Source organism: Allokutzneria sp. A3M-2-11 16, from assembly GCF_024213555.1.
Classification (GTDB): domain Bacteria; phylum Actinomycetota; class Actinomycetes; order Mycobacteriales; family Pseudonocardiaceae; genus Allokutzneria.
Genome location: NZ_JANAVO010000002.1, coordinates 294,269 through 306,300, shown reverse-complemented (window position 1 = coordinate 306,300; position 12,032 = coordinate 294,269). Strand labels below are relative to the sequence as shown.

8 protein-coding genes are annotated in these 12,032 nt (G+C 71.5%); 2 read left to right on the top strand and 6 right to left on the bottom strand.

What is annotated here, in order from left to right; translation table 11 throughout:
* Positions 1-10 precede the first annotated feature (10 nt).
* The 4 genes from NLX83_RS19480 to NLX83_RS19465 form a co-directional block, all read right to left on the bottom strand.
* A complete protein-coding gene (locus tag NLX83_RS19480) occupies positions 11-1,219 on the bottom strand; it encodes a glycosyltransferase 87 family protein (protein ID WP_254236500.1) in 1,209 nt (402 codons plus the stop codon).
* A gap of 129 nt (positions 1,220-1,348) precedes the next feature.
* Positions 1,349-3,454, bottom strand: coding sequence for a HelD family protein (locus tag NLX83_RS19475; RefSeq protein WP_254236499.1), 2,106 nt, complete (start codon positions 3,452-3,454; stop codon positions 1,349-1,351).
* An 81-nt stretch (positions 3,455-3,535) separates the two neighbouring features.
* A complete protein-coding gene (locus NLX83_RS19470) occupies positions 3,536-4,252 on the bottom strand; it encodes an Imm1 family immunity protein (RefSeq protein ID WP_254236498.1) in 717 nt (238 codons plus the stop codon).
* Between the two features lie 464 nt (positions 4,253-4,716).
* A complete protein-coding gene (locus NLX83_RS19465) occupies positions 4,717-5,712 on the bottom strand; it encodes a hypothetical protein (RefSeq protein WP_254236497.1) in 996 nt (331 codons plus the stop codon).
* 158 nt (positions 5,713-5,870) lie between these two features.
* Here NLX83_RS19465 and NLX83_RS19460 point away from each other — a divergent pair, with 158 nt between their 5' ends.
* A complete protein-coding gene (locus tag NLX83_RS19460; protein ID WP_254236496.1) occupies positions 5,871-6,200 on the top strand; it encodes a PepSY domain-containing protein in 330 nt (109 codons plus the stop codon).
* Positions 6,201-6,306: 106 nt separating this feature from the next.
* On the opposite strand, the gene NLX83_RS19455 is transcribed toward NLX83_RS19460, so the two are convergent.
* A complete protein-coding gene (locus tag NLX83_RS19455) occupies positions 6,307-6,708 on the bottom strand; it encodes an STAS domain-containing protein (RefSeq protein WP_254236495.1) in 402 nt (133 codons plus the stop codon).
* Between the two features lie 225 nt (positions 6,709-6,933).
* Between NLX83_RS19455 and NLX83_RS19450 the strand changes: the two genes are divergently transcribed.
* A complete protein-coding gene (locus NLX83_RS19450; RefSeq protein ID WP_254236494.1) occupies positions 6,934-8,682 on the top strand; it encodes an ATP-binding protein in 1,749 nt (582 codons plus the stop codon).
* 19 nt (positions 8,683-8,701) lie between these two features.
* Here the strand turns inward: NLX83_RS19450 and NLX83_RS19445 are convergent.
* Positions 8,702-12,032 (bottom strand): HAMP domain-containing protein (locus NLX83_RS19445; RefSeq protein WP_254236493.1); only part of this gene is annotated, 3,331 nt, incomplete at its 5' end.

Genomic DNA, 12,032 nt, shown 5'->3' with positions numbered 1-12,032 from the left:
ACTGCCCCGGTCAACTGGACAGCTCAGCGTACCGGGGAGCGTCCGGGACCACCTCTGTCGTCCGTCTCCGCGCGGCCAGTACGCCGAGCGTGACGACCGCCGTCAGGAAGAACGCGTTGCCGAGGAACCACTCGCCGATCGTCCACCTCTCGTCAATTCCGCCACCACCGGGGACGAACGCGTGCGGACCCACGAAGAACACGGCCACCACCAGGGCCGGAGCGAGCAGGGACCACCTCGGCGCGCGCACCGACGCGGTCGCGAGACCGGTCCCCGCGACGGCCACCCACACCCAGTGGTTGCTCCACGAGATCGGCGAGCACAACAGGCCCGCGGCGGCGATCACGAGCATCGCCTGGAGTTCGGCCCCATCCGAAAGCAGGCGCCGCACCACGGACCAAGTCACCGCGAGCACGAGCGCGACCCCGATCGCCCAGAACGGGAAGCTCGCCGCCTTGTCGAGCCCGAACCGCGCCAGCACGCCGCGGAGGGACTGGTTGGTCACGAACCCCGTGCCGACCATGGCGTCGAGCTTGAAGACCGTGGAACTCCAGTACCGCAAGGAGTTCTCCACGTCGAGCAGGAAGCCGAGCACCACGCTGCCCACGAACGTGGTGACCACGGTGACCGCGACCCGCGCGCGGCCGGAGGCGACGAAGTACAGCACGAAGATCAGCGGGGTGAGCTTGATCCCGGCGGCGATGCCGATCAGCAGGCCCCGCGGCCACGGCGTGCGCGGCAGCAGGCAGTCCAGCACCACCAGCGTCATCAGCAGCACGTTGACCTGCCCGAGGTCGAGCGTGCCGCGCACCGGCTCGGCGTAGATCATCACCGCGCACCCGACGGCGCCGAGGCCCAGCCCGGCCGCGCGGTCCAGGCCGCAGCGGCGCGCCGTGACGACACAGGCCGCCAGGAGCGCGAGCACCGTCACCGTGGCCATCAGGTAACCCAGTGCCTTCAGCGGCAGCACGGTCAAACCGCTGAACAGCACCGCCGAGATCGGCGGGTAGATGAAGGGCAGCGGGAAGGCGAGCGGCCGCGGCGGGAACTCGGCGTCGAACAGGCCGCTCCCGGCCAGCCACGCCTCCCCGCCCGCGCGGTAGACGTCGAGGTCGACGGTGGGCGCGAACGAGACCTGCCACAGCGCGAGGGCGAGTGCGATCCCGGTGCCCGCCACCGCGACGAACGGTCGTCGGAGAAGTCCTTCAAGCGTGCTCACGTCGGACAAGACACTGACGCACCCTGTCGAGTTGTGCGGGGAGAACCGAAGTGTGGAGCTTCGAACCGACACAACTCCGAAGGAGTCGCCGCGTCCACGCGTGCGCGGACGCCCGAAAGAGATGAAGGACTACTCGCGCCAGGACGTGTCCGAGGCCACCACTGTCAATCGCTGCGTCGCCCGGGTCAGCGCCACGTACAGCGCGCGCAACCCGGTCAGCGACTCGGTGATCAACTCGGTCGGCTCGACGAGCACGACCGCGTCGTACTCCATGCCCTTGGCCTCCAGGCTGCCCACCGCCTGCACCCGGTCCCCGAGCTCGGCCACCCAGGACGCCAGCTCCGCGCGCCTCGCCATCGTGCCGATCACCCCGACCGTGCCGTCCACCTGGTCCAGCAGCTCCTTCGCCGCCGCCACCGTCTGGTTGGGCACATCGGACACGGTCCGCAGGTCCGGCTCCAGCCCGGTGGACCGCACGGCGGTCGGCAGGTCGTCCGGGTCGACCACGTCGCGCACCACGTCCGCGGCCAGCTCGAAGATCTCCGAGCTGTTGCGGTAGTTGGTGCGCAACAGGAACCGGCGCCGCCGCTTCACCTTGCCCAGCGCGCGTTCCTTGGCGTCGGCCGCCTCCGCCGCGTCCGGCCACGAGCTCTGCACCGGGTCGCCGACGATGGTCCAGCTCGCGTACTTGCCTCGGCGGCCCAGCATCCGCCACTGCATCGGCGAGAGGTCCTGCGCCTCGTCGACGATCACGTGCGAGTAGTGGTCGTAGTGGTCGGCGCGGCCCAGCTGCTGCTGCCCGTGCTCGCGCTGGTGCCAGCTGGTCACCTCGTGCGCGATCATGTCGAACTCGTCCAGCTCGTCGGCCGCCCTGCGCTGCCTCGGCGGGTCACCGAGCAGCACCCGCAGCTCGTCGAGCACGGCCACGTCCGCGACCGACCAGCCCGCGTCCGGCTCGGCCCACGACGCCGCGACGCCCTCGACCTCCGCGGGGGAGAGGTTGCGCTTGGCCGCCCTGCGCAGCCGCTCCCGGTCGCCGAGCCAGCCCAGCACCTGCGTGGGCAGCACGGGCGGCCACCACGCCGCGACGAAGTCCACGAACTCGTTGCGGTCGGCGATGTCCACCACGAAGTTCTTGCGGTTGAACCGGTTGTCCGAATATGAGGAAGCCTTCTGCCACAAGGCTTCCAGCAGCGCGTCCGCCGCCACCTTGCGCGCCTGGTTGGGCTGCACCCTGCGGCTGTGCACGGACTTTCGGACCTTGACCAGCTCGTGCGCCTCCAGCTTCAGCACCTGTCCGGAGTAGACGATCCGCAGCTCGGTGGGAGCCCCGGGCGGTGCCTCCTTCATGATGTTGACCAGCACCCTGCGCATCCGCAGCGAACCCTTCGCCACCGCGACGTCGGCGGAGTCGGTGCGCGTGGCCTTGACCCCGTCCAGCACCTCGCCGAGCGCGCGCAGCTCCACCGTGTCCTCGCCGAGCGACGGCAGCACGCGGGAGATGTAGTTCATGAACACCGGCGACGGGCCGACCACGAGCACACCGCTGTTGAACCTGCGGCGGTTGCGGTACATCAGGTACGCGGCGCGGTGCAGCGCGACCGCGGTCTTGCCGGTGCCGGGACCGCCGGTGATCTCCGTGATTCCCTCGGCGGGGGCGCGGATCGCGTCGTCCTGCTCGCGCTGGATCGTGCCGACGATGTCGCGCATCACCGGCCCGCGCGCCCTGGCCAGCGTCGCCATCAGCGCGCCGTCGCCGACCACGGTCAGCCCCTCCGGCACCGCCTCCGGGGTCAGCAGCTCGTCGTCGACGTGCAGCACCTTGCCGCCGGAGCAGCGGATCACCCGCCTGCGCACCACGTCCATCGGCTGCTCGGCGGTCGCCTGGTAGAACGCGCCAGCCACCGGGGCGCGCCAGTCGATCACCATCGTGTCGAAGTCGGCGTCGCGCACGCCGAGCCTGCCGATGTAGAAGATCTCCCCGCTGGCCTGGTCCAGCCTGCCGAAGACCAGGCCCTCGTACTCCGCTTCCAGCGACTTCAGCTGGCGTGTGGCGTGGTGGACCATCGCGTCCCGCTCGACCAGCGCGGCGGGCAGCCGCTCCAGCCCGCGTTCGTGCGCGGCGGCGATCATCGCCTTCGCCTCTTCGCGCATCACCAGCAGGCGCGCGTAGACCTTGTCGACGTACTGCTGTTCCGCCGCGATCTCCGCCTGCCTGGTCGAGACTCCCTGCACGCACCGCTCCCCAAAGTTTCGTGAAGTCGAACAACTTTAGAGGTCTTCATGTCCGGCCCGTGCAGCGGTTCGGCCGGTGGGTCAGCCGTCCTGCCACGACACGCAGCGGGGGCGGCGACCGGTGGCGCGGAACTCCGCCAGCGCCTCGCGCAGCTTGTCCAAGGGCACCGCCGCGTCGCGCGGGAACTCGCGCTTGGTCGCGCGGTCCACGTACAGCGGCGGTTCGTCCTTCGCGCGTGTCGCACCCTTGGTCACCCACGTGCCGACCTCGGTGCCCTTGTCACCTGTGCCTTCGTCGTCGGTGCCCTTGTCGTCGAGGGGCCCGACGTAGCGCAGCGCGCCGATCCTGCGTTCGTGGTCCACGTCGATCTGCACGTAGCGGCGCTGGTCCTCGGGCTTGGCGGTGGCGGGGAGGACCGGGGTCTGGTCGCCCCTGCGCGCCCGCTCCACTGCCGCCGCGACCTCCTGGTCCTTGGCCGGTGTTGTCTTGGCCGTCGTTCTCGGCGTTGCCGTCGTGCCGCTTCCGGCGCCGACCAAGCGTGTTCTGTAGCGCTCCAAGGACTTGTCCGCGTTGCTGCCCAGCTGGAAGACCCGCAGCAGGTCCTCCCGCGCGATCACCGCCAGCGCGGTGGCCTCGCGCAGGTCGTCGGCGGTGCTGCCCTCGCCCAGTGCCGCCAGCGTGCCCGCGTACTCCTCCAGCTGCTCTTCGACCTGGCCTAACGTCGTCAGGCTCGCGCCGAGCGTGCTGCGGACGTCGTCAAGGCGCGCCGCGACGGCACCGATCGAACTCGTCGACATGGAACCCCCTCGTCATGATCACCAAAGACCGTAGCGCCGGAGATCACCACCGCAACCGCCGAAAGCGTCAGCCCCCCACCTCCACCCGCCCCCCACCACCCCTCAGTCCACATTGGACACAGCCCGCGAGTAGGGCCGTCTTCAAGACCCCCCAACCCCCCTCCCCACCACCTCAAACCACCCCCAACCCCCTCCCGCACCCACTTCCCGCCACACCCCACCCACCGCCTCTCCGCTCAGCGGCACTCGCGCGCCATCGCCAATGCCGCGTTTGGGGCGCTCAGTTCCCTGAACGGGTCGTTCAGGGAACTCAACGCCCCGAACGACCCGTTCAGGGAATCCAACGCCCCTAACGATCCGTTCAGTGCGAACGGCCCCCAACCCGGGCGAGGGGTTGGGGGCCGTTTGAGACCTCTGGGGTGGGGGTTGGGGGGACTTGAAGACGCCCGAACCCGGCTGAGGCGCTAGTTGGTGATGCCCAGGGAAGCGGCCTGCTTCTCCAAGGTGGCCAGGTGGGCGCGCGCGGCGGCGATGCGGTCCTCGTCACCGCTGTCGAGCGCGCGGGTCAACCGCCCCTTGGCGGCGGAGACGCGGCGGCGGACCGTGCGGATCGTGTCCGCCTGCTCCTCGGTCTGCTCCGCGGGGGCGGCCTTCGGCTTCGCCGCGGACTTTGCCGCGGGTTTCGGCGCGGCCTTCGGTGCTGCCTTGGCGGCGGGCTCGGGGGTCGCCTCGGGTGCGGCGGCGGGGGGCTGCTCGACCGGCGCGGGTGCGGCGGGGGCGGGAACGGTCGGGGCGGCGCCGTCGCGCAGCTGCAGCGGAACGCCCTGCAGCGTCATCAGCACGGTCGGCTCCTCGGCCAGCTGCCGGAAGAACGCGTGCTGCGTCTGCTGCGTGGCCAGGTTCGCCGGGATCGGCCAGAGCGCGGACTGCAACCGCATGCCGACGCCCTTGTCGCCCACGGTGAACCCGGACTCGACCAGGTGATCCAGCCAGCCGGGCGCGCCCGTGGCGCAGTGCCCGGCCATCCACTGGAAGCCCGCGTCGCGGTAGTGGTCGGCCAGCCGGTTCAGGACGCGGGGGATCAGCTTCTGCGGCAGGGCCTCCGGCACCACCGACAGCGCGCCGACCGCGACCATGGTCCTGGCGACCAGGCGCGCGGCCTGCTGCGGCAGCTTCAGCGCGGCGATCCACTGCCTCGGCACACCGGCGGCGCCCATGCCCACCATGCGCTCGGACTTGCGGTCGATGGCGACCAGCACGAGCAGCTCGGTGCCGTTGGTGCCGTCGGCGCGGTCGGCCTCGATCGAGGAGCGCAGCAGCTCCGCGGTCGACGGGTCGTTCGGCAGCAGGGCCGCGACCTGCCTGCCCTCGCCCACGCGGGCGGGACGGATCCAGACCGAGGACGCCACCGGTCGCTGCCCGGCGGAGCCTTGCCGCCGGCGAGTCTTCGTGCTGATCACGCCGGGTACCGTAGCGGTCACCCGGAGCAGCCCTCGCCGGGCCTGCCGGAACGGCCAGGTGTGCCCTGATCAGGTGGAAAACGCGGTGAACCGGCGTGTTGCCGGGTAGTTCAGCGGCGACGGGTCCCTCCGCGCTCTACCCGAAAGTGTGATGAAAGATGATCTTCAGGGGAGTATGCGCCCTGGCCGCGCTCGCCGTCCTGGCCGGTTGCGTGCCCGCGCCGCCGCCGGACACCGCGCCGACCGTCCCCCTGCCCGCCACCCAGGCGCCGCCACCCGCCCCCGCAGCGCCGAAGATCGACCGCGAGCAGGCGCGCCGCCTCGCCGAGCAGGCCGCCCCGGGCTTCCGGGTCACCGCCATCGACCTCGACACCGACGAAGGCCGCCGCACCTGGGACGTGGACCTGGTCAACGACCGCAACGAACGCCGCGACCTCGACGTCGACGCCGAGACCGGCCAAGTCCTCCCCGACCTCGAAACCGACTGACCCCAGCCGCCGCTTTTGCCCGTTTCGTACTCTTAGCCGCGAATGGGAGCGCTCTCTTTCCCGCTAAGAGTACGAAACGGGCAGGTCTCTGGGAGGCGGAGTGCGGCTAGGACTGGTCGGCGAGGGCTCGGTCGAGGGTCTCGTAGGAGTCGAACTCGGTGTCCATGCCGGTGACCGCGAGCGGGTTGCCGACGATGGGGCCCTGGTAGACGAGGCGGAGCCGCTTGTTGCGCGCCCTGGCCAGTTCCGCGGTTTCGGCGAGCACCGAAAGGCCGGAGGAGCCGAGGAAGGTCACCTCGGACAGGTCCAGTACGAGCAGCGCCTCGGCGCCGTCCAGCCTGCCCGCGCACTCCTGGCGCAGCGGTGCCGCGCTGAGCATGTCGATCTCGCCGCGGACGTGCACCACCGCGCCGCCCGGCAGCCGTCGCACCGAGAGCTGGATCAGATCGCCGGCGTCGGGGCTGTCCCCACCCTCGCCCCGGGCCTGCCGATCCGCGTGCCAGGTCATCTGCGCTCCTCGTCGCCGCGCGGACCCGCGGCACGAACCAGCCGCGTGCCGCGTGAAACCAACGTCGCCAGAGTCTATAGGCTGGTCCGAACCTGCTTGGGCGGTCCACCTCCCCACGGCGCTTTCCCACCTGGGGTGCCATAGCGGACCATGCCCGTGGCGCGGTCACCGCACCCGATCCCGCGCCCGTCCAGGCTCATCGCCGAGCGTGATCATGGAGGCACCGTGCCCGACCGTCCCGGTCTCGCCACGCCGTTCCCGATCGAGGACCTCCCGGGCGCGGTGTGGCTGCTGGCGGGGCCGGGCACCGAGGTGATCGCGGCGAACTCCAGGGCGGCCGCGCACCCGGCGCCGCTGACCGATCCCGAGCTGCTGGCCGCGCTGGCCGCGGTGCTGGAGACGGGGCGCCCCACCCGGGTCGGCCTCACCGGCGCCCCGACCCGCGTCGCGCTGGTCGGCCCGCACCGCGACGCCGCCGGAGCGGTCACGGGCTGCCTGGTCCAGGTCGTCGACGTGGACGAGGTCGCGGCGCGCTGGGCGGTCGCCGCCGCGCAGAACCGGCTGCTTCCCGCGATGTTGCCCGTGGTGCCCGGCTACCACCTGGCGGCCCACTACGTCGCCGCGGCGCAGCCCGGCCGGGCGGGCGGGGACTTCTACGACGCGCTCGCGACGGGCGGCGGCAGGCTCGCGGTGCTGCTCGGTGACGTGGTCGGAGCCGGGCTGGCCGCCACCGCGGTCACCGCGCAGCTGCGGGGCGCCGCGATCTCCGCGCTGCTGGACGGCGACGACGTGGACGCGGTGATCGCCCGCCTGGACCGGCTCGCCGCGCACATCCCCGGGGCGGCGGGCAGCACGGTGTGCATCGCGGTGATCGACCCCGCGCGCGGTGAGCTGAGCGTCGGCAGCGCGGGCCACCCCAGGCCCCTGCTGCTGACCGAACACGACGCGGGCGAGCTGACGTGGCGGATCGGCCCACCGCTCGCGCTGGCAAGCGAGCGCCCGCCCGCGCACACCGTCAGCATCACCGCGGGCGACGTCTTCGTCTTGTACTCCAACGGTTTGCTCAACGCGGGAGCGCTGGCCGACTCGCTCGGCGACGTGCCCCGCGACGTGGACCGCGTGTGCTCGCACCTGATCGGCTCGGTGCTCAACGGCGGTCCGTCGCTGGACGACGCGGCACTGCTCGTGGTGCGCACGGACCCCGCCCGCACGCCGCCGCTGTCGGTCTCGGTGACCGCGGCGCCCGAGCAGCTGGCCACGATCCGCCGGGCGCTGCGCGAGTGGACCGCGCGGATCGGCCTGGACGCCGAGGAGGTGCTCGGCCTCCAGCTGGCGGTCGGCGAGGCGGCCACCAACGCGATAGAGCACGCCTACCGCGACCGGGAGCCGGGCCCGGTGCGCCTCACCGCCGAGGTGCGCGGGGACGGCGACCTGGTGGTGGAGATCGCCGACGAGGGGGAGTGGCGCACCACCGACCCGGGCGAGAACCAGCACCGGGGCCGGGGGATGCACCTCATCCGCAGCTCGATGGACGAGCTGGACGTGCGGCGCGGCAACGCCGGGACGGTCGTCCGGATGTCCCGGCACCTCGGCCGCGCCCGCCTCGCCGAGGAGCCCGGCCCGGTGGACCCGCCCACCGCCGAGGAGGCCGACGCCGACACCGTGACCTTCGAGGTGCACACCAGCCACGACGCGATCCTGGTGCGGCTGGGCGGAATCCTCGACGCGGTGGACGCCGAGGAGGTGCACCGCAGGCTGCAACAACTCAGCCGCGCGGGGTCCGCCCCGCTGACCGTGGACCTGTCCGGGGTACGCCTGGTGGACAGCACGGGGGTGCGCGTGCTCTTCGAGCTGGCCCTTCAGGCGACGGCCGCGGGCGGCAAGCTCACGGTGCTCACGCTGGAGGGCTCGCTGCCGCACCGGGTCCTGTCGATCACCGGCCTGGACCAGGTCGCCACCCTCGCCGCCTCCTGACCCCCGAACCACAGCACGTTCAGGGGCTCTGCGCGTTCTCCGGTTCGAGGTGGGTCGCGATGAGCTGGAGCAGCAGTTCGGTGTCCACGGGCTTGGTCACGTAGTCGGTCGCGCCCGCGGCCAGGGTCCGCTTGCGGTCGTCGGGCATCGCCTTGGCGGTCACCGCGATGATCGGCAGGTCCTCGTGGGAGGCCATCTCCCGGATCGCGCCGATCGTGGCGTTGCCGTCCAGCTCCGGCATCATCACGTCCATCAGCACGAGCGCGATGTCGTCGTACTGCTCCAGCGCGCGCACCCCGGCGACGCCGTTGTCGGCGAACACCACGTGCAGCCCGTGCATCTCCAGCACCGCGCTCAGCGCGAAGACGTTGCGCAGGTCGTCGTCGACGATGAGCACCTTCTCCCCGTGGAAGCGGGCGGAGGTCTGCATCGACGCGAGCGCGCTCGGCTCGATCACCATCGGCTGCGGCCGGGGCGCGGGCGGCAGTTCGGCGCGCGCCTCAGCAGCAGAAGCCGGGGCGAGCGTCGGCACCCCGTTGGGGTCGGGCACCGCCGAGTCCAGCGGCAGGTAGAGGGTGAACGAGCTGCCCCGGCCGGGTTCGCTGTGCACCTGGAGCTCGCCGCCGAGCAGCTGGGTCAGCTCCCGGGTGATCGACAGGCCGAGCCCGGTGCCGCCGTACTTGCGGCTGGTGGTGCCGTCGGCCTGGCGGAACGCCTCGAAGATCACCGCGAGCTTCTCCGGCGGGATGCCGATGCCGGTGTCGGAGACCACGAACGCGAGCAGGCCGGGCGCCGTGCGCAGCTCCGGGGCGCTGACCTCGGCGGACTCGGCGTGCCGGATGCGCAGCTCGACCCCGCCGCTGTGGGTGAACTTCACCGCGTTGGAGAGCAGGTTGCGCAGGATCTGCTGGAGCCGGTGCTCGTCGCTGAGCAGGGTCTCCGGTACCGAGGGCGCGACGACGACGGAGAACTCCAGCCCCTTCTCCACGGTCAGCGGGCGGCACAGCGACTCCACGTAGCCCAGCAGCTCGCGCAGCTGCACCGTGGTCCGCTCGGCCTCCATCTTGCCCGCCTCCACCTTGGACAGGTCGAGGATGTCGTCGATCAGCTGGAGCAGGTCGCTGCCCGCCGAGTAGATCGTCTTGGCGAACTCGGTCTGCTTGGGGGTGAGGTTGCCCTCCAGGTTGTCGGCGAGCAGCTTGGCCAGGATCAGCGCGCTGTTCAGCGGCGTCCGCAGCTCGTGCGACATGTTCGCCATGAACTCCGACTTGTACTTCGACGCCGTGGCCAGCTGCCGGGCCCGGTCCTCCAGCTCCTGCCGCGCCTCCTCGGTGCGGGAGTTCGCCAGGATCGTGTTGACGTTGACCGCGATGGTCTCCTTCAACTGCTCCAGCAGGTCCAGGTGCACGGTGGTGAACTCGCCGAGCGCGGCCAGCTCCAGCACGCCCAGCGTCTGGCTCTCGAACAGCAGCGGCAGCACGATCACGTTGGTCGGCGTCGCCGAGCCCAGCCCGGAGGAGATCCGCGCGTAGCCCGCGGGCACGTCGGTGACCAGGATCGTCTTCTTGTCCTGGGCGGCCTGGCCGATCAGCGTCTCGCCGAGCGCCACCGAGGTGATCACGTCCTCGGCGCTGCGCCCGCCGTAGCTGGCGGTCAGCTCCAGGGTGGTCCGCCCGCCGCTGGAGGTGCGGGCCAGGAAGAACGCGCCGCGCTGCGCCGAGACCAGCGGGGTCAGCTCGCTCATGATCAGCGAGGCGACGGCGCCCAGGTCGCGGTGGCCCTGCATCAGCCCGGAGATGCGGGCCAGGTTCGTCTTGAGCCAGTCCTGCTCCTGGTTGGCCTTGGTGGTCTCCTCCAGGTTGGCGATCATCAGGTTGATGTTCTCGTTCAGCTCGGCCACCTCGCCGGAGGCCGCGACGTCGATCTGCCTGGTCAGATCGCCCGCGGTGACCGCGGTCGCCACCGCCGCGATCGCCCGGATCTGGGTGGTCAGGTTGCCCGCCAGGTTGTTGACGTTCTCGGTCAGCCGCTGCCACGTGCCGGAGACGCCGATGACCTCGGCCTGACCGCCGAGGATGCCCTCGGTGCCGACCTCGCGGGCGACGCGGGTGACCTCGGAGGCGAAGGCGGAGAGCTGGTCGACCATCGTGTTGATCGTCGTCTTCAGCTCCAGGATCTCGCCCTGCGCGTCGACGTCGATCTTCTTGCTCAGGTCGCCCTGGGCCACCGCCGTGGTGACCAGGGCGATGTTGCGCACCTGGCTGGTCAGGTTCTGCGCCATGAAGTTGACGTTGTCGGTGAGGTCCTTCCAGGTGCCCGCGACGCCCGGCACCCTCGCCTGGCCGCCGAGCTGGCCCTCGGTACCGACCTCGCGGGCCACGCGGGTGACCTCGTTGGCGAAGGCGCGCAGCGTGTCCACCATGCCGTTGAGCGTCTCGGCCAGCGCCGCGACCTCGCCGCTGGCGTCGACCACGATCTTCTTGCTGAGGTCGCCACCGGCCACCGACCCGGCCACCGTCGCGATGCCGCGGACCTGGTTGGTCAGGTTCTCCGCCATCACGTTGACGTTGTCGGTGAGGTCCTTCCAGGTGCCCGCCACGCCGCGGACCTGCGCCTGGCCGCCGAGCTTGCCGTCGGTGCCGACCTCGCGCGCGACGCGGGTGACCTCGTCGGCGAAGGCGGAGAGCTGGTCGACCATCGTGTTGATGGTGTTCTTCAGCTCCAGGATCTCGCCGCGCGCGTCGACGTTGATCTTCTGCGTCAGGTCGCCGCGGGCCACGGCGGTGGTGACCTGGGCGATGTTGCGGACCTGGCTGGTCAGGTTGCCCGCCATGAAGTTCACCGAGTCGGTGAGGTCGCGCCACGTGCCCGCGACGCCCGGCACCGTCGCCTGGCCGCCCAGCCTGCCGTCCGAGCCGACCTCGCGGGCGACGCGGGTGACCTCGTCCGCGAACGCCGACAGCTGATCGACCATGGTGTTGAGGGTGTTCTTGAGTTCGAGGATCTCGCCGCGCGCGTCAACGTCGATCTTCTGGCTGAGGTCGCCCTTGGCCACCGCGGTCGCCACGGAGGCGATGTTGCGGACCTGGCTGGTCAGGTTGCCCGCCATGAAGTTCACCGAGTCGGTGAGATCGCGCCACGTGCCCGCCACGCCGGGAACGCGGGCCTGACCACCGAGGATGCCCTCGGTGCCGACCTCGCGCGCCACCCGCGTCACCTCGTCGGCGAAGGCGGAGAGCTGGTCGACCATGGTGTTGAGGGTGTTCTTGAGTTCGAGGATCTCGCCGCGCGCGTCGACGTCGATCTTCTGCGTCAGGTCGCCGCGGGCGACGGCGGTGGTGACCTGGGCG

What these genes read in the sequence shown, in the direction of transcription:
- NLX83_RS19470 (WP_254236498.1), bottom strand. Translation starts at nt 4,252, where the DNA reads ATGTCGACGAGTTCGATCGGTGCCGTCGCGGCGCGCCTTGACGACGTC.
- NLX83_RS19460 (WP_254236496.1), top strand. Translation starts at nt 5,871, where the DNA reads ATGATCTTCAGGGGAGTATGCGCCCTGGCCGCGCTCGCCGTCCTGGCC.
- NLX83_RS19455 (WP_254236495.1), bottom strand. Translation starts at nt 6,708, where the DNA reads ATGACCTGGCACGCGGATCGGCAGGCCCGGGGCGAGGGTGGGGACAGC.